The sequence below is a fragment of the Sphingosinicella sp. CPCC 101087 genome (assembly GCF_004151485.1).
GTDB lineage: Bacteria > Pseudomonadota > Alphaproteobacteria > Sphingomonadales > Sphingomonadaceae > Allosphingosinicella.
The window spans coordinates 352-21,830 of record NZ_SBFF01000010.1; the positions used below are offsets into that span (position 1 = coordinate 352).

Annotated in this window: 21 protein-coding genes and 1 tRNA gene; 15 read left to right on the forward strand and 7 right to left on the reverse strand. The window is 67.1% G+C overall.

Translation table 11 applies throughout. The annotated features are described in order from the left end of the window. Window positions 1-200, forward strand: a 200-nt coding sequence (locus EKM57_RS22285) for a hypothetical protein (RefSeq protein WP_206185468.1), incomplete at its 5' end; no start/stop codon positions are given. Window positions 201-298: 98 nt separating this feature from the next. Here the strand turns inward: EKM57_RS22285 and EKM57_RS15735 are convergent. Next, a tRNA-Gly gene (locus EKM57_RS15735) sits at window positions 299-373 on the reverse strand. 164 nt (window positions 374-537) lie between these two features. Between EKM57_RS15735 and EKM57_RS15740 the strand changes: the two genes are divergently transcribed. Genes EKM57_RS15740 through EKM57_RS22520 form a run of 4 tightly spaced genes read left to right on the forward strand, consistent with a single transcriptional unit; the run spans window position 538 to window position 2,670 of the window. Next, a complete protein-coding gene (locus EKM57_RS15740) occupies window positions 538-1,446 on the forward strand; it encodes a tetratricopeptide repeat protein (RefSeq protein WP_129793483.1) in 909 nt (302 codons plus the stop codon). Continuing rightward, complete coding sequence (locus EKM57_RS15745) at window positions 1,446-2,099, forward strand: LON peptidase substrate-binding domain-containing protein (RefSeq protein WP_129793484.1); 654 nt, start codon at window positions 1,446-1,448, stop codon at window positions 2,097-2,099. The genes EKM57_RS15740 and EKM57_RS15745 overlap by 1 nt, the downstream gene beginning before the upstream one ends. Continuing rightward, a complete protein-coding gene (locus EKM57_RS15750) occupies window positions 2,096-2,269 on the forward strand; it encodes a Trm112 family protein (RefSeq protein ID WP_129793485.1) in 174 nt (57 codons plus the stop codon). The genes EKM57_RS15745 and EKM57_RS15750 overlap by 4 nt, the downstream gene beginning before the upstream one ends. Next, the gene (locus EKM57_RS22520; RefSeq protein WP_243451082.1) at window positions 2,266-2,670 is read left to right on the forward strand and encodes a hypothetical protein; all 405 of its coding nucleotides are present in this window, start codon (window positions 2,266-2,268) and stop codon (window positions 2,668-2,670) included. Before EKM57_RS15750 ends, EKM57_RS22520 begins: the two co-directional genes overlap by 4 nt. A gap of 27 nt (window positions 2,671-2,697) precedes the next feature. Here the strand turns inward: EKM57_RS22520 and EKM57_RS15760 are convergent, their stop codons facing one another. Beyond that, window positions 2,698-3,918, reverse strand: a complete 1,221-nt coding sequence (locus tag EKM57_RS15760) for a UbiH/UbiF/VisC/COQ6 family ubiquinone biosynthesis hydroxylase (protein WP_129793486.1) — start codon at window positions 3,916-3,918, stop codon at window positions 2,698-2,700. Between the two features lie 345 nt (window positions 3,919-4,263). Here EKM57_RS15760 and EKM57_RS15765 point away from each other — a divergent pair, with 345 nt between their 5' ends. The 4 genes from EKM57_RS15765 (at window position 4,264) to ribA (ending at window position 9,451) form a co-directional block, all read left to right on the forward strand. Further along, window positions 4,264-6,585: a DNA translocase FtsK gene (locus EKM57_RS15765; protein WP_129793487.1), complete on the forward strand. Its 2,322-nt coding sequence runs from the start codon at window positions 4,264-4,266 to the stop codon at window positions 6,583-6,585. Window positions 6,586-6,723: 138 nt separating this feature from the next. Further along, a complete protein-coding gene (locus EKM57_RS15770) occupies window positions 6,724-7,356 on the forward strand; it encodes an outer membrane lipoprotein carrier protein LolA (RefSeq protein ID WP_129793488.1) in 633 nt (210 codons plus the stop codon). Between the two features lie 251 nt (window positions 7,357-7,607). Continuing rightward, a complete protein-coding gene (locus EKM57_RS15775) occupies window positions 7,608-8,399 on the forward strand; it encodes an exodeoxyribonuclease III (RefSeq protein ID WP_129793489.1) in 792 nt (263 codons plus the stop codon). Beyond that, entirely contained in the window at window positions 8,396-9,451 is a 1,056-nt protein-coding gene (gene ribA / locus EKM57_RS15780) for a GTP cyclohydrolase II (protein WP_129793490.1), read from the forward strand. Before EKM57_RS15775 ends, ribA begins: the two co-directional genes overlap by 4 nt. Window positions 9,452-9,502: 51 nt before the next feature. Here the strand turns inward: ribA and EKM57_RS15785 are convergent, their stop codons facing one another. Further along, window positions 9,503-10,192 carry an HAD family phosphatase gene (locus EKM57_RS15785; RefSeq protein WP_129793491.1) on the reverse strand — a complete coding sequence of 230 codons (690 nt, stop codon included), beginning with the start codon at window positions 10,190-10,192 and terminating at the stop codon, window positions 9,503-9,505. Next, window positions 10,189-10,851: a YggS family pyridoxal phosphate-dependent enzyme gene (locus EKM57_RS15790; RefSeq protein WP_129793492.1), complete on the reverse strand. Its 663-nt coding sequence runs from the start codon at window positions 10,849-10,851 to the stop codon at window positions 10,189-10,191. Before EKM57_RS15790 ends, EKM57_RS15785 begins: the two co-directional genes overlap by 4 nt. 58 nt (window positions 10,852-10,909) lie before the next feature. Between EKM57_RS15790 and EKM57_RS15795 the strand changes: the two genes are divergently transcribed. Then, a complete protein-coding gene (locus EKM57_RS15795) occupies window positions 10,910-11,398 on the forward strand; it encodes a thiamine phosphate synthase (RefSeq protein ID WP_243451083.1) in 489 nt (162 codons plus the stop codon). Window positions 11,399-11,411: 13 nt separating this feature from the next. Here the strand turns inward: EKM57_RS15795 and EKM57_RS15800 are convergent, their stop codons facing one another. Further along, on the reverse strand, window positions 11,412-12,137 hold the full coding sequence (locus EKM57_RS15800) for a hypothetical protein (RefSeq protein ID WP_129793494.1): 726 nt from the start codon (window positions 12,135-12,137) through the stop codon (window positions 11,412-11,414). Between the two features lie 214 nt (window positions 12,138-12,351). On the opposite strand from EKM57_RS15800, the gene EKM57_RS15805 reads away from it, so the two are divergent. From EKM57_RS15805 to holA, 4 genes are read left to right on the forward strand one after another with little or no spacing between them, the layout of a single operon-like run. Continuing rightward, window positions 12,352-12,825: a DUF3576 domain-containing protein gene (locus EKM57_RS15805; RefSeq protein WP_129793495.1), complete on the forward strand. Its 474-nt coding sequence runs from the start codon at window positions 12,352-12,354 to the stop codon at window positions 12,823-12,825. Between the two features lie 39 nt (window positions 12,826-12,864). Continuing rightward, window positions 12,865-15,399 carry a leucine--tRNA ligase gene (gene leuS / locus EKM57_RS15810; RefSeq protein ID WP_129793496.1) on the forward strand — a complete coding sequence of 845 codons (2,535 nt, stop codon included), beginning with the start codon at window positions 12,865-12,867 and terminating at the stop codon, window positions 15,397-15,399. Then, window positions 15,396-15,890 carry an LPS assembly lipoprotein LptE gene (gene lptE, locus EKM57_RS15815; RefSeq protein WP_129793497.1) on the forward strand — a complete coding sequence of 165 codons (495 nt, stop codon included), beginning with the start codon at window positions 15,396-15,398 and terminating at the stop codon, window positions 15,888-15,890. Before leuS ends, lptE begins: the two co-directional genes overlap by 4 nt. Then, window positions 15,887-16,909, forward strand: coding sequence for a DNA polymerase III subunit delta (holA, locus tag EKM57_RS15820; protein ID WP_129793498.1), 1,023 nt, complete (start codon window positions 15,887-15,889; stop codon window positions 16,907-16,909). Before lptE ends, holA begins: the two co-directional genes overlap by 4 nt. A 52-nt stretch (window positions 16,910-16,961) precedes the next feature. Here the strand turns inward: holA and EKM57_RS15825 are convergent, their stop codons facing one another. Continuing rightward, window positions 16,962-17,837: an NmrA/HSCARG family protein gene (locus EKM57_RS15825; RefSeq protein WP_129793499.1), complete on the reverse strand. Its 876-nt coding sequence runs from the start codon at window positions 17,835-17,837 to the stop codon at window positions 16,962-16,964. 104 nt (window positions 17,838-17,941) lie between these two features. Between EKM57_RS15825 and EKM57_RS15830 the strand changes: the two genes are divergently transcribed. Continuing rightward, window positions 17,942-18,838: a LysR family transcriptional regulator gene (locus tag EKM57_RS15830; protein ID WP_129793500.1), complete on the forward strand. Its 897-nt coding sequence runs from the start codon at window positions 17,942-17,944 to the stop codon at window positions 18,836-18,838. A 47-nt stretch (window positions 18,839-18,885) separates the two neighbouring features. Here the strand turns inward: EKM57_RS15830 and EKM57_RS15835 are convergent, their stop codons facing one another. Continuing rightward, window positions 18,886-21,393, reverse strand: coding sequence for a prolyl oligopeptidase family serine peptidase (locus EKM57_RS15835; RefSeq protein WP_165357497.1), 2,508 nt, complete (start codon window positions 21,391-21,393; stop codon window positions 18,886-18,888). Window positions 21,394-21,479 lie beyond the last annotated feature (86 nt).

The window sequence follows — 21,479 nt, forward strand, 5'->3', positions numbered from 1 at the left end:
GACATTTCTCTCCCAGATTCGCCCGGCGTTCCGTTCCCTATCCGGATATTTTAATCCTAAAGCAACTAGGCGTTTGGGCTCGGGGTGACGAGCTGGCCGGCATGGGAGTGCGCGCAACGGATTTCCCATTCCAGTGCCTCGGCGTCTTCATCGTTCCTGGCGGCCCGACTGCGCTTCCGCCGTTCGTCGATCTTCGGTGACGGGACAGCCGAAGGCCGGCCTGGCGTGCATGCGCCGACCGTCGCTCCGTCACCGCCGGTTTGTGTTGCCCGTGGGTGCGGGCCGGACTTGATGGAAATGGAGCGGGCGAAGGGATTCGAACCCTCGACCCCAACCTTGGCAAGGTTGTGCTCTACCCCTGAGCTACGCCCGCTCTGAGCGGAGGCCGCCGCCGCGGCCCCGGGTAAGGCGGCGGCTGCTAGCATGGCCCAAGGGGCCCTGCAAGTGCCATGAACACCGCCCGAACGATGGGGTTGGCAGACTCGCCCGCCATCCCACATAGGGGCCTTCAGATAGGAAGCGTGCGGAGGATGTGAAGTGGCGACATTGGGCTTGAGTGCGGACGAGCGCGAGGCGGTGGAAAATTTCCGGCGCGACGTGCTCGAGCCGAGTATGACCTCCCTGGTGATCCTCGATTTCTGGGCCGAATGGTGCGGTCCCTGCAAGCAGTTGACGCCGATCCTGGAAAAGGTCGCCGCCGATTATGCCGACCGCGGCGTCAAGCTGGTCAAGGTCAATGTCGACGAAGACAAGTTCATCGCTGCGCAGTTCCGCATCCAGTCGATCCCGACCGTCTACGCCCTGTTCCAGGGCCAGCCGGTGGCCGACCTGTCGCCGGCCCGGACCGAAAGCCAGCTCACGCGCATGCTCGACCAGATCCTCGCCCAGCTTCCTATCGAGGGCGAGGCCCAGCAGCGCGAGGCAGAGGTCGAGCCGCTGGTCGCGATGGGCGAGGAGGTGCTGGCGGGTGGCGACGCGCCGCGCGCGGCGAACATTTTCCGCCAGATCATCGAAATGGCTCCTGAGCTGCCCGAAGCGATTTCGGGCCTGGCCCGATCGCTGATCGCGGCCGGCGAGATCGAGGAAGCACGCACCATGCTCGCGGCGGTGCCGGAAAAGATCGACAAGGATCCGTCGATCGCCCGGGCGCGGTCGGCGCTGGCGCTCGCCGAGATCGCTCCGGCAGCCGAATCGTCGGAGCTGGAGCAGCGGGTCGCCGCCGATCCGGACGATCTGGAGGCTCGCTACGAGCTTGCCGGGGCGCTGATGGCGCGCGACCAGCGCGACGCCGCCGCCGACCAACTTCTGGAGATCGTGCGGCGCGACCGCGAATGGAACGAAGGCGCGGCGCGCACCCGTCTGCTTCAACTGCTCGAAGCCGTGGGCCTCGAGGACAAATGGGCGGCCGCGCAGCGCCGCCGCCTGTCCGAAATATTGTTCGGCTGATGGAAGCCGCGCTCCTTCGGGTGCCGATCTTTCCGCTCCCGGGAGCCCTGCTTTTTCCGCGCAGCCAGCTGCCACTGCATATTTTCGAGCCGCGCTACCGGGCGATGGTGCGAGACGCGCTCGCCAGCGACAGGCTCATTGCGATGGTCCAGCCCAAGGAAGTGGCGGCGGCGGAGGGCGCAGCCGCCGACCGGCCGCCGCCCCTGTTCCAGATTGGCTGCATCGGCCGGATTTCGGCCTGCGACGAGCTGGACGACGGACGATTCAACATCGTGCTGGAGGGGCTGAGCCGATTCCGGATCGCTCGCGAGGCCGAGGTGACCACGCCCTACCGCCAGGTCGACGCCGACCGCAGCGGATTCGTCGAGGACGACGAAGTGGTGCTCGGCATTGCCCAGCGTGCCGAAGTTGAGCGCGAAGCGCGGGCCTATGCCGACTCGCTGGGCTATCTGGTCGACTGGGAATCGGTGTCGCGACTGGACGACGAAATGCTGGTCAACGGCATTTCGCAGATTGCGCCGCTCGACATCGGCTCCAAGCAGGCGCTGCTCGAGGCGGCCGACCTTGCCGCACGTGCCGACCTGCTGGTCCAGTTCATGCAATTCCAGCGCATGGCGCCGGGCGGTGCGGACGGCCCGGAGACGATGCAATGACGATCGATCCGCGGCTGCTCGACAAATTGATCTGCCCGGTCACGCGGACACCGTTGCGCTACGACGCGGCGGCGCAGGAGCTCGTTTCCGAGGCCGCGGGCCTGGCCTTCCCGGTGCGCGACGGTATGCCCGTCATGCTGGTCGAGGAAGCGCGAAGGATCGCGGATTGAACGGTGTGGCCCGGGTGGCCGATCTGACCGGCAACTGGAAGGGCATTTTCAACTATCCACGGCTGCTGCCGCCCACTGCGTTCGACGCCGAGCTTCGGGACCTGGTCGGGTCGATCTGCGGCGTGACCAGCGAGCCGCATGTCGATGGTAACGGGCTGATCCTTCACGCCACGCTCGAAGGCTTTCGCGAGGGAGCGTGCGTTCGATTCAAGAAGGTCTATGACGATCCCGACGACGAATACCGGCCCGTCCTTTACGAAGGCAATGTCGATTCGTCGGGTGACGAGATATCGGGGAAATGGACGGTTCCCGGTGCCTGGTCGGGATCGTTCATCATGGTGCGCCACTCCGGGCAGGAAGAGGCCGAGGTCCGCCATGTGAGCGAGGAAGTCGGACCCTGAGGCCGTTCCGCGGGAACCCTGTCGGAGTCAGATCGGCAGGCCGCGCAGGAGAAGCGGGAGGTCGCCGCTCTCGCCGCGCGCCTCGGCCATCAGGCGATCCTTCAACGGACCGATGCGCTGGACCGCGCCCATGCCGAAGCGGCGAACGGCGGACGCCGCCCGGCCCGGGACTCCATAGAGGCGCGTGAGGCTGTCGGTGGCGAAGGCGACCATCAACGTATCTAGACCCCGCCAGGCCTGGTAGCGGTCGAGCAACTGGGCGTCGCCGAGGTCCATACCCAAGCGCGCGCCCTCGACCACGACCTCGGCCAGAGCGGCGACGTCGCGGAACCCGAGATTGAGGCCCTGGCCAGCGATCGGGTGGATGCCATGAGCGGCGTCGCCGACCAGAGCGAGGCGGCGGTCGGTAATCTGGGCGGCATGGTGGAAGCCGAGCTTGTAGTTCCAGCGCGGCCCGGCAAGGACGACAGCGCCGAGGAAGCCCCCCATCCTCCGCGCTATCTCATGCGCGAGCGCTCTTTCCGAAAGGTCGACCATCGCCTCGGCGTCACGGGCATTGACCGACCAGACGATCGCCGAACGCGGCCGCCCGTCGTCGCCCGGGAGCATCGGCAGGATCGCGAAGGGGCCGTCGGGATAGAATATCTCGTAGGCCACATTCTCATGGGAACGCTCGTGCGACACGGTGGCGACGATGGCGACATGGTCGTAACGCCAGCGGGCGATCGGAATGCCGGCGGCATCGCGGATCGGCGAGTTGCGTCCCTCGGCGCCGACCAGCAGCGGCGCCTCGGCCAACCGGCCGTCGTCGAGCGCCACTCGTGCGCCGGCGCCGTCGCGGACGATCTCGCCGGGGCGCGCCGGCATCATCAGTTTGATTCGCTTCGCGGCGACCACCCTTTCGCGCAGCGCCGCACGGAGCAGACGATTCTCGAACATCATGCCCAGCGGATCGTCGCCGGGCGGCGGCTCGAACAGGATCGCGCCGGGCTTCAGGCCGTCGTTGACCCGGATGCCGCCGATCGGGCAGCCCTTGCCCTCGAGCGCGTCGCCGACCCCGATCGCCTGGAGCATTCTCCAGGAGGAAGAGGATATGGCGGTCACCCGACCGTCATGAGTGGGCGCCAGATGCGCTTCCGGCTCGGCCGGATCGATGATGATGCTGGAAAGCCCGTGGCGATCGAGCGCGATGGCGAGGGTCTGGCCGACCAGGCCGCCGCCCAGGATGATGACGTCCGCGCGCTCCATGGCTTCGCCCTAGTCTCCCTCGACCTGGCGAGCAACGACCGGAAAGTGACATCCGCTCCCTCCTTCGTCATCCTGACGAAGGCTGAGACTCGATCCGGCTCTCCGTCCGTCGCGATTACCCGACGCAGGGGCCGCGCGACGCACGCTGATCGCTTGGACGCCCGCCTTGGCCGGGCCGACGGCGGGAGAGGTGCGGCGATCCCCGAAGGGCGTTGGCGCCCTCCGTCCGCACCTCTGCACGCCCTGTCGAAAAGCTGCGTTTGGTCGCCCGTTGCGACGCCTCGCGCTTGACCCGGGAGTCCGCCGGGGCGCATTAGGGCCTGCGGGAACATTTGGGGCACGACAATGGCGGCTACGACAGCGCATAGCGGCGGCGACGGGCGGCTGGCCCGGTGGCGCGACGGCTTCAACCGGGCAGCGAAGCGTTCCGGAACGCTGGTCGGTGGCCTGGCTCTCGCATTCGGATCACTCTTCGCCCTGGTCGCCCTGGTGAGCTATCGGCCGAGCGATCCCGCGCTGAACACGGTCGCGGCGGGCCCGGTCCGCAACTGGATGGGAAGCGCCGGCGCCTGGACGTCCGATTTCCTGCTGATGCTGATGGGGCCGCCGGCCGGGCTGCTGCTGCCGGTATTGCTGGTGTTCGGCCTTAGGCTCGCGCGCGACGTCGAAGCCGGCCGCTGGCTGCGGTCGCTGCTGCTGACGTTGAGCGGGATCGCGCTGATCGGCATGGCGGCCGGGTTGATGGTCGGCGGTGCGATCAACGGCCTCCCGGCCGGTTGGGGTGGGGCGATCGGGCTCGGCCTCGCCGGACTGGTGAATTTCGGGCTCGACGCGCTCGGTGCGCCGGGGATCGCCCAGCCGTTCCGGATCGCGATCATCCTCCTGGCCACTGCGGGCGGGCTTGCGCTCTGGCTGATCGGGCTCGGGCTCACCGTCGAGGAAAAGCGCTGGCTGGCCACGCGGCGGCTTCGCGCCGCCAAAGGAATCGAGCCCGACGAACTGCCCGCGCCGGAGGAACGCCCGGCGCGCGCCCCGGTTGTTGTGCCACCCGAGCCGCGCGGACCGGGCCCCGTGATCGCCGAGCGCACGCCTCCGCGCGAACCGGTGCGCCGGCCGATGCGCGAGCGGCAGCCCTCGCTGGCGCTCGGCGACGCCTATACCCTCCCGTCCATCGACCTCCTGAATCCGCCGCCGCCGGCGAGCAACGTCGGCTTCGACCGCGCAGCGCTGGAGCGCAACGCCCGGCTTCTCGAATCCGTGCTCGACGATTTCTCGGTCAAGGGGGAGATCGTGGAGGTCAGGCCCGGCCCGGTGGTGACGATGTACGAGCTCGAGCCCGCGAGCGGGATCAAGGCGAGCCGGGTCATCCAGCTGGCCGACGACATCGCCCGCAACATGTCGGCGCTCTCGGCGCGCGTCGCGACCATTCCCGGCCGGAGCGTGATCGGGATCGAGCTTCCCAACGCCAAGCGGGAGATGGTGACCCTATCCGAGCTTGTCGCCAGCCCCGCCTTCGAGGACCAGGTCGCGCAGCTGCCGATCATCCTCGGCAAGAATATCGCCGGCGACCCGGTCGTGGCCGATCTGGCGCCGATGCCGCATCTGCTCGTCGCCGGCACGACCGGCTCGGGCAAGTCGGTCGGCCTCAACTGCATGATCCTGTCGCTGCTCTACCGGCTGACGCCCGAGCAGTGCCGCATGATCATGATCGATCCGAAGATGCTTGAGCTTTCCTCCTACGACGACATCCCGCACCTGCTCGCGCCAGTGGTGACCGAGCCCGCCAAGGCGATCCGTGCCCTCAAATGGACGGTCGAGCAGATGGAGGAGCGCTACCGGATGATGGCCTCGGTCGGCGTGCGCCAGCTGTCCAGCTTCAACGCCAAGGTGCGCGAGGCCAAGATGAAGGGCCAGCCGCTCGGCCGCCGCGTCCAGACCGGCTACGACCCCGAGACTGGCCAGCCGCAATATGAGATGGAGGAGCTGGAATATGACGTCCTCCCCCAGATCGTGGTCATCGTCGACGAGCTCGCCGACCTGATGATGACCGCCGGCAAGGAGGTCGAGTTCCTGATCCAGCGCCTGGCGCAGAAGGCGCGCGCCGCCGGTATCCACCTCATCATGGCGACGCAGCGCCCGTCGGTCGACGTCATCACCGGCGTCATCAAAGCAAACCTCCCGACTCGAATTTCGTTCGCGGTCACCTCCAAGATCGACAGCCGGACCATCCTGGGTGAGCAGGGGGCCGAGCAACTGCTCGGCAAGGGCGACATGCTCTATATGCCGGGCGGCAAGCAGATCGTCCGCGTCCATGGACCGTTCGTCTCCGACGAGGAAGTGCGCTCCGTCGCCGAGCATTGGCGTGGGCAGGGTTCGCCCGAATATGTGATGGCGGTGACGGAGGAGCCGGAGGACGGCGGCTATATGTTCGAGGGCCAGCCGGTCGGCGAGGACGATGCCGAGACGCAGCTGTTCCGCAAGGCGGTCCAGGTCGTGGCCGAGAGCCAGAAGGCCTCGACTTCCTACCTGCAGCGGCAGCTGCGCGTCGGCTACAACAATGCGGCGCGGCTTATCGAGCGGATGGAGAAGGAAGGCTTCGTCAGCGCTCCCGACCATGTCGGGCGCCGCGAGGTGCTGGTAGATCCCGAGGGGAGGCCGATCGGCTGAGGCCGCAAGGCTTATGATCGGCCGAGGTCCGATGCAGGACGCCGCTGGCCTGCCCTGAACCGGAGGGAACTGCGAAGTTCACTGGGCATTCAAGCGCGGATCGCCATATCCATGGCCAATCCATCACGGAGGTTCTTCATGCCGCGCATAAGCGCACTTGCTCTCGCGGCCGTCGCCGCGCCGCTGACGATGACCCTGTTCGCGCCGGCGCCGGTAGTCGCGCAGGCCGATCGGGGCCTCGCCCAGGTCCAGGCTCATCTGCGCGCGGTCGACACGATGACCGCCCGCTTCACGCAGACCGACCGGCGCGGCCGTACGCTGAGCGGTACGCTCAGCATGAAGCGACCGGGCAAGGTCCGCTTCGACTACGGCCGCAACGCCAACATGCTGATCGTCGGCGATGGCCGGGCGCTCACCTTCGTCGACTATGAGGTAGGCCAGCGCCAGCGTTGGCCTATCAACGATTCGCCGCTTTCGGTGCTGCTCGACCCGAACCAGGATCTCGCGCGCTTCTCGCGCGTGATTCGCAACGACGATCAGGTGCTCCTGCTCGAGGCGCGCGATCCGCGCCGCCGCGAGTTCGGCAAGATCACGATCGCCTTCGTCAAGGCGCCAGGAGCCCCGGCCGGCCTGACGCTGCAGGGTTGGAACGTGGTCGACGCCCAGAACAACCTGACTTCGATCCGGCTTTCCGCGCAGCGCTTCAACGTGCCGGTCGCGGACAACCTGTTCACTTATCGTGACCCGCGTCGGGCGGGCCCGCGCGGCTGAACGTCGGCGGAACGCGCGAAACTGCCGTCGAGACGTGTGCCGTCGTTCATCGAGGCGACAGGTCGCCGGCGATAATGTCGAGTCTGCAATTGCGGAAGCGAACCGGGTTTCCCCCCTGTTGCCCGGACAAGCCACCGTAATTGACCTCGCGTGAGAACGCTTGGTAGGCCCTCGCTCCACGCCCCCGGAGCGAGGGCCTTTCCATGTCCCCCGTCATCGACAGCCGCCATTCCTGCCGCTAATCCGCCGCCATGTCCTCCATCAAGATCGCCTCCTGGAACATCAACAGCGTCCGCGCGCGCACCGAGATCGTCGAGAAATTCCTGACCCAGGAGGCGCCCGACATATTGTGCCTCCAGGAGACCAAGGTCCGCGACAGCGAGTTCCCTGAGGGGCTGTTCCGGCGGCTGGGCTACAACCACGTCATCATCTGCGGGCAGCAGATGCATCACGGAGTGGCCATCGCGAGCCGGGTGCCGATGCGCGAGGACGAAAGGTTCGACTGGCAGGCGAACGGCGAGGCACGCCATGTCGGCGTGCGCCTCGACTGCGGCATCCGGCTGGAGAATGTCTACGTGCCGGCCGGCGGCGATGTGCCCGATCGTGAACAGAATCCGAAATTCGGGCAGAAACTCGACTTTATCGAGCGGATGCTGCGCTGGTCGGAAAGCTGCGGCGCGCCGACCATATTGGTCGGCGACTTCAACGTCGCACCGCTCGAATGCGACGTCTGGAGCCACAAGCAGCTGATCAATGTCGTCAGCCACACGCCGGTGGAGGTCGAGGCGCTGACACGGCTGCAGCAGAGCAACGAATGGGTCGATCTCGGCCGCCGCTTCGTGCCCGCGCCCGAGCGACTGTTCACCTGGTGGAGCTATCGCTCGCCGGACTGGACGCGGAACGATCGCGGCCGCCGGCTGGACCATATGTGGGCGACCAAGGACGTCGCCGCCCTGGCGACTCGTCACCATGTCTACGAGGGGTGCCGGAGCTGGACGCGCCCCTCCGACCACGTCCCGCTGATGACGGAATTCTCGATTTGAGCGGCGCGCGGGATGTCGCCCGCGCCATAGACGCCCTTCGGCGCGGCTGGCCCGTGGCCGTGGACGACATCCGATTCCTGGCGGTTGAAGGCGCCAACGCCGCATCGCTGGCGGAGTTCGACGGCGATGGTGAAGGTGCTCCCGCCGACCTGCTCGTCTCCGGAAATCGCGCGGCGACTCTGAAGCTCACCAACCAGCGCGAGGCCCTGCCGACGGAGCCGGTATTGATCCGTCGCAGCCCTTGGATCGACCTCGATGCGGCGACCGCGGTCGCCGATCCCGCGCTCGATCTGGCGAATCCGCTGAAGGGGCCGTTTACCACCGCCCCCTTGTGCTCGCCGCCGACCGCCCGCGCCGCCTTGCGTCTCGCCCGGCTGGGCGGACTGCTGCCGGCCTTGTTCACCCGCCGCTCCGGCGAGGCCGAGGCCCGGGTGACGGCCGAGGACGTCGCCGCTTTCGGCGCGGGCGCCGACCTTCGAATCGTCTCGCGCGCGCGCCTGCCCAACCGTTTTGCGGAGAAGGCCGAGATCGTCGCGTTCCGCGCCGACGGGGACACCGTCGAACCGATCGCCTTGCTGATCGGGGAGCCAAGCGGCGCGCCTCCGCTGGTTCGGGTTCACAGCGAGTGTCTGACGGGGGACGTCCTCGGCTCGCTCAAATGCGACTGCGGGCCGCAGCTCGCCGGAGCGCTCTCCGCGATTGCCGCGGCCAGCTGGGGAATCCTGCTCTATTTGCGCCAGGAGGGCCGCGGGATCGGACTGGTCAACAAGCTGCGCGCTTATGCGCTGCAGGACCAGGGGTTCGACACCGTGGACGCGAACCTGCGCCTCGGCTTCGCGGACGACGAGCGGGACTTCACGATTGCGGCGAGAATGCTGGCGGCCCTCTCCCAGTGCCGCGTCCGGCTGCTCACCAACAATCCGCTGAAGCGGGAATCGCTCGAAGCGGCCGGGATCGAGGTGACGGAGACGGTGCCGCTCAGAGTGGAGGCCGGGATGCACAATCGCGACTATCTCGCCACGAAGCGCGACCGCAGCGGCCACCAGCTTTAGACGAGCAAGCAACGCGGCTCGCCGTGCGGCCGCCATTGGGGCCCATTCGGACTACGTCCTGGAAAAGCCGAGCATCTCCCGGACTTCGTCGAAGCCGTGCGCGATTCGTTCGACGCCCAGGTCGCGAAGGTGCTCGGCATGGCCAGGCAGGCAGTGGCGGCCGGCGCAAAGCCCGATCACCTCGGCACCCGACGCGACGGCGCCTTCCACGCCCACCGGAGAATCCTCGATGATCACCGTTCTGGCGATGTCCACGCCCAGCTGCGCGGCGGCGTAGAGGTAGATGTCCGGCGCGGGCTTGCCGCGGACGACATGCTGATGACCGCTGAAGATCATGTCGCCGAAATGCCGGCGCAGACCGACATGGTCGAGGTGCCGCTCGATCCAGTCGACCGAGCTCGAGGACGCGATCGCCCGCGGCAGATCCGGCGGCAGATCCTCGATGAAGGCAACGGCGCCCGCGACGGCCTCCAGCCCCTCGGCCAGCACGCGTGCATTCTCAGCCTCGCGCGCGCCGTGAAAGTCCTCGGGCAGCGGCCGACCGATCCAGCGCTCGATCGCGCCGAGGAAAGCGTCGCCGGACAAGCCCATGAATTGGCGCATCGAATCCTCGGCGCTGGTCGGATGGCCGATCGCGGTCAGATAATCGGCGATCTGCTTGTTACCGACATATTCGCTTTCGATCAGCACGCCGTCGAAATCGAAGATGATGGCATCGTAAGCGAAGCGTCGGGCTGTCAACTCCGCTCTCCGAACAGCGCGGTGCCGACACGGACATGGGTGGCGCCGATCATCACCGCCGTTTCGTAATCGCCCGACATGCCCATGCTGAGGCCGGCGACGTCATGACGCCGCGCCAGCTTCGCCAGCAAGGCGAAATAGGGTGCGGGCTCCACTTCGGCCGGCGGGATGCACATCAGCCCGGCGATCGGCAGGCCCGCCGTGCGCGCCTCCCGGAGCAGGGCGGGAAGGTCCGCGACCGCGCATCCGCCTTTCTGCGGCTCGTCCCCAATATTGACCTGGAGGAAGCAGTCGGGGCGCCGCCCGCTACGTTCCATCGCCGTGGCCAACGCAGAGATCAGAGAGGGGCGGTCGACCGAGTGGATGACATCGAACAGAGCGACCGCATCGGCGGCCTTGTTCGACTGAAGGGTTCCGATGAGATGGAGACGCAGGCCGGTGTGGCGCTCGGACAAGGGGGGCCACTTGGCCTGAGCCTCCTGCACCCGATTCTCTCCGAAGTCGCGCTGGCCGGCGGCAATGACGGGCTCGATCGCCTCCAGCGGATGGGTCTTCGAAACGGCGATCAGCGTCACCGAACCGCTCGGCCGCCCGGCCAGCGCCGCGGCGCGGGCGATGCCGGCACGGACGGTCTCCAGCCTTTGCGATGCGTCGTTCATCGTGGCTGCTATAGAAACGGCCATGCCTGCCCGCCACCCTCTCCCGCGCCTGTGGCTGATGACCGACGAGCGCCAGAGCGACGGTCTGTTCGAGGCGCTCGAGCGGCTGCCTCCGGCCAAGGCAGGAATCGTCTTCCGGCATTACGGGTTGCCGGAAGCGGAGCGGCACAGCCTGTTCGACGAAGTGCGCATGTTCGCGCGGCGACGGCAGATCATGCTCCTGCTCGCCGGCGCGGCCGGAATGGCGCGCGCCTGGGGCGCAGACGGGAGCCATGGCCGCGGTTCGGGAGAGGGCTTCCGGAGCGCGCCGGTGCACGATTTGACCGAGATCCGCGCGGCCGAGCGGGACGGCGCGGCCATGCTGTTCCTTTCCCCGGTCTTCTCGACGCGCAGCCATCCCGGCGCCCGGCCCCTCGGACCTGCACGGTTCAACTTCCTCGCGCGAAGGACCCGGCTGCCGGTGATCGCCCTGGGCGGCATGAACGCGATGCGCGCCCGCAGGCTAGGCGAGGCTCATGGCTGGGCGGGGATCGACGCCTGGGCGTGAGGCCCGGTTCGGCTCAGAAGCGGAAGACAGTTCCGACGTAAACGGCCTGGCTGTCGCGGCGCTCGTCGCGGGACATCGGCTCCAGCTGATCGCGAGCGATTCGGTAGCGGGCGCCCGCCGTGACGTCGACGTTGCGGGCGATCGTGAACGCGCCGCCGACGTCGACCGAAACCGCCTCGTCGTCGGAGACCAGGCGCTGGGCGCCCTCGCTGCGCTCCGCCGCAACCGCGACCCGGCCGGTCAGGCGACGATTGGCCCTGTAGCTCATGCCGACCTGCGCCGCCTCGCGCCGACCCGGGACGACCCCGCCTTCTGACTGGGCCACATCGCCCGACACGGCGAAGCGGCGCCAGCCCAGCGAGACGCCGAGCGTATAGGAGCTCGGGGTGATCGCCGTCACCGGAGTCGCCGAGCTAGTGGATATGACGTTGCGCGCCTCCTCCGGCGTGTTGCCTCGAGCGCGGATTGCGACCCGCACTGCACGGCTGCGCTCGGAAGTCGTCGGCGCAGGCGTGAATCGGAATTCGGTGCCGATCTGGCTCCCCCGGCGGGCGAGCGTCGCGGCGAGTCGGGGATCCGACACGGCCGGGGTGAAGGCGCCGATCGGGCGGCCGCTGACGACGAGAGAGGGGCGAGCCTTGGCGCGCGAGCCGGTCTGGGCAATGGCAGGGGCGAGCACCAGCGCCATCGCAATCAGCGATGCACCCCCCAACGCAGCCAGGCCCCGAAGCTGACTCAAATTCAAGGACTCCTATCCACCGGGGATTTAGTACGTCTCGCCGCGCATTCCCAGCGACCCGAATCGCTTCGGACCTGAATCATTTTCGTCTGTTGCAAGATTCACACAATGAACCTTTCCCATGCCTGAAGCGGGCGGTCACGTCGGTGCTTGCCGCCTGCGCGACGATATCTATAACGGCGGTCGCAAGAGAGTGTTTCCAAGGACCCCCATCATGGCTCGCGCACTGACCCTCGGCCTGGCAGCGGCATGCGCCGTTCTCCTCGGCGGCTGCCAATTCATCCGGGACGATGTCAATCGCACCCTTGGCAATGCTCCGGAAGACAATGTCCGGCGCAGCGATCTCGCCGCCCGTCAGACCACCACCATCGGAGTCAATGCCTATCTCTGGCGCGCCGCGCTCGACACGTTGGCGTTCGCGCCCTTGGCGCAGAGCGATTCGAACGGCGGCGTGATCGTGACCGAATGGTATGCCAATCCCAGCAATCCGGCCGAGCGGGTCAAGGTGACCGCGACCATCCTCGATTCGGACCTGCGCGCAGATGCGCTCAGGGTATCGGCGGCACGCGAGGTGCTGCAGAACGGGCAATGGCTGGCGGCCCCGGTCACCGCGGCGACGGTGCAGAGGCTCGAGGAGATCATCCTGACGCGAGCCCGCGACCTGCGTCGCTCGGCCATCTTGGGGTAGAGGCCCCTCTCCACACACGATTCAAGGAATTCCAACGCGATGGCATCGCGCTTCAACCCGTCAAAGGCCGATGCCCGCTGGCAGAAGGTCTGGGACGAAGCGGGCACGTTCCGCGCGTCCGACCTGAGCTCCCGGCCCAAGGCCTACATCCTGGAAATGTTCCCCTATCCCTCGGGGCGCATCCACATGGGCCACGTCCGCAACTACACGATGGGGGATGTTCTCGCCCGCTATAGGCGGATGACCGGCTATGAGGTGCTCCATCCGATGGGATGGGACGCGTTCGGAATGCCGGCCGAGAATGCGGCGATGGAAAGGAACGTCCATCCCGGCGAATGGACCTGGTCCAACATCGCGACCATGCGCGGCCAATTGAAGCGGCTGGGCTTCGCGCTCGACTGGAGCCGCGAACTGGCAACGTGCGATCCTGATTATTACGGCCAGGAGCAGGCGCTGTTCCTGGACCTGTACGCGGCCGGCCTGGTCTATCGCAAGCAGAGCGAGGTGAACTGGGACCCGGTCGACATGACCGTGCTTGCCAACGAGCAGGTCATCGATGGCCGCGGGTGGCGCTCCGGCGCGCTCGTCGAGCGACGCAAGCTCAACCAGTGGTTCCTCAAGATCACGGACTTTGCCGAGGAGCTGCTCGACGGGCTCGACGCCCTCGATCACTGGCCGGACAAGGTTCGGTTGATGCAGCGCAACTGGATCGGAAAGAGCCGCGGGATGCGTTTCCGCTTCCGGCTGGCGGCGCCGGCCGCCGGACATGACGGCTTCGACGTCTTCACCACCCGCCCTGACACGATCTTCGGATCGAGCTTCGCGGCCCTGTCGCCCGACCATCCGATCGCGCTGGCGCTCGCTCAGCAGGACGATCGAATCGCCGCCTTCATCGACGAGTGCAAGAAGGGCGGCACCACGGCGGCCGAACTCGAGACCGCCGAGAAGAAGGGCTATGATACGGGGCTGGAAGTCGTTCATCCGCTCGATCCCGAATGGCGGCTTCCGGTCTACATCGCCAATTTCGTCCTGATGGATTACGGCACCGGGGCGATCTTCGGCGTCCCGGCGCACGACCAACGCGATTTCGAGTTCGCGTCCAAATACGGCCTGCCGATACGCCGGGTCGTCGCCGCTTCCGTCGAGGAGGCCGCCCGACCGGTCGTAGGCGAGGCGGAGAGCGGCGACGGCGTGCTGGTCAACAGCCGATTCCTAGACGGCATGACCGTCGAGGCGGGTAAGGCCGAGGTGATTCGCCGCGCCGAATCGGAAGGCTGGGGCGAGGGCACGACCGTCTGGCGGCTTCGCGACTGGGGCGTCTCGCGCCAGCGCTATTGGGGCACGCCGATTCCCATCATCCACTGCGAGCAATGCGGACCCGTTCCGGTCCCGCGCGACCAGTTGCCGGTCAAGCTGCCGGAGGACGTGAGCTTCGACGTCCCCGGCAACCCGCTGGAACGTCACCCGACCTGGAAGAAGGCCGACTGCCCGCAATGCGGCGGCGGCGCCGAGCGCGAGACGGACACGCTCGACACATTCGTCGATTCATCCTGGTATTTCATTCGCTTCGCCAGTCAGCCGGCGGACAGGCCGTTCGACCGTACGATCGCGGAAAACTGGCTGCCGGTCGACCAATATATCGGCGGCGTCGAGCATGCGATCCTTCATCTGCTCTACGCCCGTTTCTGGACGCGGGCGCTCAAGCGGATCGGGCGGCTCGATGTCGAGGAGCCGTTCCGCGGCCTGTTCACCCAGGGAATGGTCACCCACGAAACCTATCGCTCCGAGGACGGGCGTTGGCTGAGCCCGGACGAAGTCGAGGTGCGCGACGGCGTGTGGGTTGAGGGCGCCACGGGTGCGGCGGTCGAAACCGGCCGGATCGAGAAGATGTCCAAGTCCAAGCGCAACACCGTCGATCCGGAGCCGATCGTCGATCAGTATGGCGCCGACGCGGTGCGCTGGTTCATGCTGTCGGACAGCCCGCCGGAGCGCGACCTGGAATGGAGCGAGGCGGGAATTCAGGGGGCGTGGCGGTTCATCCAGCGTTTGTGGCGTCTTGCCTCCGAAGCGCCGTCGCCCTCTGCGGCGCCGGCAGGCGACGATGCGGCGGCACTGAACCGCAAGCTTCATCGGACGATCGCCGCGGTCGCTGAGAATATCGAGGCGCTCGCTTTCAACAAGGCCGTCGCCAACATCTACGAGCTTGCCAATGCGATCGAGAAGGCGCCGCCTTCGCCCGCGCGCGCCGCGGCGGTGGCGACGATGATGCGCCTGGTGGCTCCGATGGTTCCGCACGTCGCCGAAGAGGCGTGGGCGGCCGCCGGCAACCAGGGCCTGGTCGCGGACGCGGCGTGGCCGGAAGCGGATCCGGCGCTGCTGGTCGAGGACGAGGTGACGATCGCCGTCCAGGTGAACGGCAAGCTGCGCGATACGTTGGTGGCGCCGAAAGGCGCGCCACGCGAGGCGCTGGAGGAAATGGCACTTGCTTCCGAGAAGGTTGTCCGCGTTCTCGAAGGAAGGCCTCCACGGAAGGTGATCGTTGTCCCGGACCGCCTCGTGAATCTGGTCGCATGAGGATCCTGGCGCTCGCTCTCGCCTTCTGCCTCTGCGGCTGCGGCCTGCGGCCGCTTTATTCGGGCGGCGCATCGGGCCAGGTGGCCCAGTCTCTGCGCGCGGTCGACGTCGCCCCCATTCCCGGGCGGGCGGGATGGCTGGTGCGTACCGCCCTCGAGGATCGTCTCGGCAATGGCGAAGGATCCGCACCGCGCTACCGTCTCGAGATCGAGCTCGACGACGACATTACGGGCTTCGGCATCCGCCGCGACAACTCGGTGACCCGCGAACGGCGGACGCTCCGCGCGCGCTACCGCCTGGTCGATGCCGAGCGAGGCACCGTCCTGCTCGATGCCACGGCCGGATCGGACGCCGGCATCGACGTGGTCTCTTCCGAATATGCGACGGTCGCCGCGGAACAGACCGCGCTCGAGCGTCTGGCCGCCGAGGTGGCGGACCAGATCGTCACGCGAATTGCCCTCTACGCTTCTCGGACCGGTGGGAGCGAATGAAGGCGAATCGGGCGCAGATCGAGCGTGCGCTCACCCGGCCCGCCGAGACCCGATTGTTCCTCCTTCACGGTCCCGACGAGGCGGGCAGCCGTGGTCTGGTCAAGCTGCTGGCGGCAGCGATGGGGCCGGACGCCGAGCGGATCGACCTTACCGGCGCCGAGCTCAAGGCGGATCCTGCGAGGCTCGCCGACGAGGCGGCGGCGATTTCGATGTTCGGCGGCGCCCGCTGGATCCTCGTCGAGCAAGCGGGGGACGAGAGCGTCTCTGCGGCGGAAGCGCTGATCGAGGCGGCCGCGGCGGGCAATCCGGTGGCAATCGTGGCCGGCGCGTTGAAGCCGGCATCGCGGCTGCTGAAGCTGGCGCTCGCCGCACCGTCGGCTCTAGCCTTCGCGAGCTACCCGCCGGATGCCCGCGATGTCGACCGCCTCGTCGGCGAAATGGCGCGGGGTCACGGCTTCACCGTTCGCGGGGATGTCGCGCGCCGGATCGCCGAAGCCTGCGGCGGCAATCGGGCAGTGATCGAGCAGGAGCTGGCCAAGTTCGCCCTCTTCGCCGACGCCTCACCCGACGCGCCCAGGTCGCTCGAGCACGAGCTTATTGATGCTGTCGGCGCCGGCGGCGAAGAGGGTGACCTTTCAAGGCTGGTGAACGCCGTTTCAGGCGGCGACGCGGCGACGCTCGATGCCGAGATCGCGCGGCTGCGTGCCGAAGGCCAAGAGGGAATAACCCTGCTGCGGGCCGTGCTGCGGCGGATGAGCCTGCTTGCCCGGCTCAGGGCGGAGGTGGAACAGGGCAATAGCGTCGGTGCCGTCATGGCGTCATCGGGCAAGTCACTGTTCTGGAAAGAGAAGGATGTCATCGGCGCCCAGCTCGGCCGATGGCGCGGGGCGTTGATCGCCAAGGCCATCGGTCGGCTGGTCGAGGCCGAACGGGACGTCATGCGCTCCGGTGGCCCGGGAATTGTCGCAGCCGACGCGGAGCTGTTCGCCATCTGCAGACAGGCCTCCCGGCTGCGTTAGTTCCTTGCCGGCGCGGCGGGGTACGACAAGGGGCCCCCTCCTGGCGTCGTGTTCATCCCCGCCACTGCGATGCCATCTCGACCGCAAAGTCCCGATAGGAGCGTAGTGGGCGTGCCAGCAACGTCGCGAGCCGTTCAGAGGTGCCGGCCTCGGCCGCCATGCCCTCGCTCTGGAGGCGATCGGCCATGATTCGCATGTCATAGGCCATCCAGGACGGCGCCAGACGCGACATCGTCAGCTCGAAGGCGGCCGTGTCGTCACCGCCATAGACGATCGCGCGCCCGAGGACCTCCGACCAGATTCCGGCGACAGCGGAGCCCGTCAGCCGCTCCGGGCCGACCAGGTCGATCCGCTCAAAGGCTAGGGGCTCGGGGGCCAGGTCGCGCTTCAGCAATTCGATCGCCGCGATCTCACCGATGTCGCGAACGTCGATCATCTCAAGACCCTTGGCGCCGATCGGCATCGGATAGACGCCGTGGCCCTGAATGGCTTCTCCCAAGGTCGCATCGTTGTTGATGAAGTAGGCGGGGCGCAGGATCGTTGCGGCCAGCCCGGTCCGCTCGATCATTCGTTCGACCGCATACTTCCCGGCGAAGTGGGGGACGTCCGCATAGATGTCGCTGTGGATCACCGAGAGATAGACGATTCGGTCGATCCCCGCTTCGCGCGCGAGATTGAGCGCTATCATGGCCTGGGTGAGTTCGTCCGGAGAAACCGCGTTCAGGAGGAACAGGGTCCGGACACCGTCGAGAGCGGAGCGGACCGACTCGACGTCGAGCAGGTCGCCTTTCACAACCTCGACGCCATGGGGAAGACGCGCCGCCTCGGGATTGCGGACGAGTGCGCGGATAGTTGCGCCGCGGTCGGCGAGCTGCGCCACGACTTGCGATCCGACGGTTCCGGTCGCACCGGTAACGAATATGGCCATTGGGATGCTCCTGATGCTGATGGGCGATCCCGGAAAGTTAGTGATCCAATCCTAAGCCGGAAGCGGCTATATTGGGACATGGTGTCTCTCTCATGGAACACCCCATGGACCTATTGGCTTTGTCCGATTTCAATCTGGTGGCGCGTCATGGCGGCTTCGGCCGTGCGGCCCGGACGGCCCGCCGACCCAAAGCCACCTTGTCTCGCCGAGTAGCCGAGCTCGAGTCGAGCCTGGGCGTCCGGCTGTTCGATCGCGGCACCCGAACGCTCCGGCTCACCGAGGAAGGCCGCGCGCTTCACGACCGGACCGCAGGGCTGTTGGGCGAGATAGACGAAGTCGCGGCAGCCATCGCTTCAGGCACGCGCGATCCGCGAGGCGTGCTGCGAATCAGCGCGCCCACGCTTTTCTCCCAGATGGCGATGGGGCGAATCGCCGCGGGATTCGCGTTGCTCCATCCCGCCGTCCGGCTCGAGATCACCGCAGAGGACCGGACGGTCGACATGGTCGAGGAAGGCTATGATCTGATAGTCCGGGTCAATCCTCGTCCGGACGAGGAACTGATCGGCCGGTGCTTCCTCCGTGACCAGCTGGTCGTTGCGGCAGCCCCGACGCTGCCCCGGCCGGAAGCGCGCGGCGAGGTGCGGGCGGTCCTGCGTCTGACAGCCGATCCCCCCGCATTTTGGCATGTCCGTGACGGAGTCGACGCGTTCGAACTGGAGCCGGTTCCGATAATGCAGCTCTCTTCGTTGGTGATGGTGCGGGACGCAGTGCGCGCCGGCGCGGGAGCCGGGATCCTGCCGCTATCGATGGTCAGCGCCGATCTGGCGCGCGGCTCACTCGTACGATGGGGGACTCCGCAGGGGTCGGAGGTGGGGATCTGGGCCCTTTATACGTCCCGACGCCTGCTGAGCAGCAAGGTGTCGGCCTTCCTGGACTATCTCGGCCGAACCTTCCCAAAGGGCACGTCTGAGGAATTGGCCGCCTTCATGGCAGGCGCGTAATTTTAGCATCGGCGGGTACGCGATGGACGAATCGGTTCACGTGGGGATCACGGCTCTATCGGCATGTCCCCATCTGGTCCGAGATAGGTCGCGAACCAAGCCAGTATCTCTTCATAGATGTTTCGAATGTTGGCTGGCGATTGGGCCAGCGCGTGGCTTTCGCCCCAGTAGCGGAGCAGGCGGGCCGTCTTTCCCTGGCGATAGAGGCTGTAGAAGAAGGATTCCGCCTGGGTCATCGGGCCGCGCTTGTCATGCTCGCCATGGATCAGCAGCATCGGCGTCTGCACTTGGGTGACGTAGCGCAGCGGCGATGCGCGAGCATAAAGATCGGGATCTTCGAACGATGAGATGCCGAAGCCGGGCGCTACCTGCTCCGTGATCTCCCAATTGATGGACTTTTCATGCTCGATACCCGGGTAATCCCGGGCGGCGCGATCGAACTCGTTGTAATGCGTTGTGAAATCGGTGATCCCTGCGATGGCGGCCGCGGCGCGGAAGCGGTTCGTCTGGGTCACCAGGGCATAAACGCCGAATCCGCCGAAGCTTTGCCCCATCACGCCGATCCGCCGCTCATCCGCGATCCCCATGTCCACCAGGCGATCGACCGCGGGCAGAACGTCCCCCGTGTAATCCGGCAGCCCGTCTGGCGCGGTGGAAGTCCTTGGGATGGACGGGATGAGCACGACATAGCCTTGTGCGGCATAGAGCTGGAGGTTGTAGATGCCCGGCAAATGGGGGTGCAGGAAGTAGGTGTCGAGGTTGCGGACCTCAAAGCCTGGATAGATCCAGGTGATCACCGGGTACCGCCGGTCCGGGAGATAGCCTGGCGGCAGGATGATTCCGGCTTTCCTGAGCTGGCCCCCGCTCCCTTCATACTCCACGAGCCGCGTTTCGCCCCATCGGACCGACGCAAGGTGGTGGTTGGCGCAAAGCAGATCCCGGTGACGCCCATCGTCGAGGACGGTGGCTCCAAGATGCAGGCCGCGCCTGGACGCCCTCGTCCACAGGACAAGGTCGCGCTTTGGACCAATAGCTACCGGCTCGGCCGATGGCGGGAGCATGAAGCGGCGCTCGCTCGGGGCAGCCCGGTCGAGCATGACGAGGCTATGGACCCGCCCTTCTTCCGACTCATTGCCCTTCAGCAGGATGACGGGGCTCGCAGATTGGGGATGGCGGGGCCATGCGAGCGCGGCGCCTTCCGGCAGGGGATCCGACGATGCCACGAAGGTCCGGCGGGTGAGGTCGAGCGTGACCAGGCGCCCGTTCGAGAGCGCGAAGAACCCGCCTGTGCCTGATCGGCGGAGCGCCGGCAGAGGCTCCACCCATTGGCTGGTGATCTTCTCATACTTTCCTTCCAGGGAGAGCAGCCACCAATCAGCGCGGTCGCCGTCTCCCAGCCTGGCAAGCAATCGGCCCTCATCCGCCCAGAACGTGGGAAACTCGCGCAGATCGACCGATCCGGCGGATGCATCGTCCACCCACAGGCCCTCGGGTCCGATCCGCTGGATGGAGCGGTCCAAGTCGGAGGCCACGTAGAGGGGCGTGATCCCGGTCCCGTACGAAGCGCGGGCACGCAGAGCCACGCGGCGGCTGTCGGGGGACCAGCCGAACAGTTCGAGCGGATAGGGCGCGTCCGCCGGCATGGTGATCCACTGCACGCCTTCACCCGGTGCCAAGGTGACGAAGCCGAGCCGCTTCTCAGCCATCCAGCTTTCGTAGCGCATCATCGGCCGGGCTCCCGGCTCGGGAGGAATAGTGCCGAGAGTCGCAAGAATGGCCGCCCGGCGGCGGTCCGGCGCGACATCCACCGTCAGTTCGCCGCGAAACGGATAGATCGGCAACGTCGCCAGTCTTTCGCCGCCATTCGTGCGCGAATCGACTACCCACAGTTCGGCCTGCGAGGTTCGCTCCGCTTCGGGCATGCGAGCGGCGCCGCTGGCGACCGCAGTCACCGTCGGCTCGCGACCCTCGGCCAGAGCACGCGCGGTCCGCTCCGCGTGCCGAAAGGGCCGCGACGCTTCATCGATCAATCCGGAGACTTCGCCCTCCGGGAGCATCACGACGAGCAAGCGATGATTGTCCAGCCACATGAAGGGAGCGTTTTCTTCGTTGCTGCAGCGATGGACGGCGTCTCCAGCAGGGCCTCCGCGCAAATCGAGCCTATGAAGGGGAGATCCATACCGCGTCTGGGTCATGACTGGGCGCTCGCTCAGGCGCACGACGGCCGATGTCGAGCGGTTCCAGAGATAGAGCCGGACATTGTCTCCACCCCTGGGCTCGGCCCCCTCAGGCTGGGTCGAGAGCATGGCGATCTTGGTGCCGTCAGGCGACCAGGTCGCGCACCAATATCCCGCCGCGCTCTCGGCGCCCTGGGTCAGGTTTCGGCGCTCCAAAGTTGCGAGCGAGACGAGCCAGACGTCTGCCCGACTAGGATCCACTTCGTAGGCGGTGCGGCCGAACACTTCCCCGGGGCGGGCTGGACGCTGAAGCACGATCGCGACCGAGCCGCCGCTAGGGGAGAGCGTTACCTGGTCGATCGACGTGAGATCGAGCACATCTTCGATCGTGATCGGGTGACCGGAAGACCGAGCTGGAACTCCGTAAAGAATGGCCGCAACGAGGGCGAGCGTTACGGCGATTG

What these genes read in the sequence shown, in the direction of transcription:
- EKM57_RS15745 (WP_129793484.1), top strand. Translation starts at nt 1,446, where the DNA reads ATGGAAGCCGCGCTCCTTCGGGTGCCGATCTTTCCGCTCCCGGGAGCC.
- EKM57_RS15750 (WP_129793485.1), top strand. Translation starts at nt 2,096, where the DNA reads ATGACGATCGATCCGCGGCTGCTCGACAAATTGATCTGCCCGGTCACG.
- EKM57_RS15760 (WP_129793486.1), bottom strand. Translation starts at nt 3,918, where the DNA reads ATGGAGCGCGCGGACGTCATCATCCTGGGCGGCGGCCTGGTCGGCCAG.
- EKM57_RS15765 (WP_129793487.1), top strand. Translation starts at nt 4,264, where the DNA reads ATGGCGGCTACGACAGCGCATAGCGGCGGCGACGGGCGGCTGGCCCGG.
- EKM57_RS15770 (WP_129793488.1), top strand. Translation starts at nt 6,724, where the DNA reads ATGCCGCGCATAAGCGCACTTGCTCTCGCGGCCGTCGCCGCGCCGCTG.
- EKM57_RS15775 (WP_129793489.1), top strand. Translation starts at nt 7,608, where the DNA reads ATGTCCTCCATCAAGATCGCCTCCTGGAACATCAACAGCGTCCGCGCG.
- EKM57_RS15790 (WP_129793492.1), bottom strand. Translation starts at nt 10,851, where the DNA reads ATGAACGACGCATCGCAAAGGCTGGAGACCGTCCGTGCCGGCATCGCC.
- EKM57_RS15795 (WP_243451083.1), top strand. Translation starts at nt 10,910, where the DNA reads ATGACCGACGAGCGCCAGAGCGACGGTCTGTTCGAGGCGCTCGAGCGG.
- EKM57_RS15805 (WP_129793495.1), top strand. Translation starts at nt 12,352, where the DNA reads ATGGCTCGCGCACTGACCCTCGGCCTGGCAGCGGCATGCGCCGTTCTC.
- leuS (WP_129793496.1), top strand. Translation starts at nt 12,865, where the DNA reads ATGGCATCGCGCTTCAACCCGTCAAAGGCCGATGCCCGCTGGCAGAAG.
- lptE (WP_129793497.1), top strand. Translation starts at nt 15,396, where the DNA reads ATGAGGATCCTGGCGCTCGCTCTCGCCTTCTGCCTCTGCGGCTGCGGC.
- holA (WP_129793498.1), top strand. Translation starts at nt 15,887, where the DNA reads ATGAAGGCGAATCGGGCGCAGATCGAGCGTGCGCTCACCCGGCCCGCC.
- EKM57_RS15825 (WP_129793499.1), bottom strand. Translation starts at nt 17,837, where the DNA reads ATGGCCATATTCGTTACCGGTGCGACCGGAACCGTCGGATCGCAAGTC.
- EKM57_RS15830 (WP_129793500.1), top strand. Translation starts at nt 17,942, where the DNA reads ATGGACCTATTGGCTTTGTCCGATTTCAATCTGGTGGCGCGTCATGGC.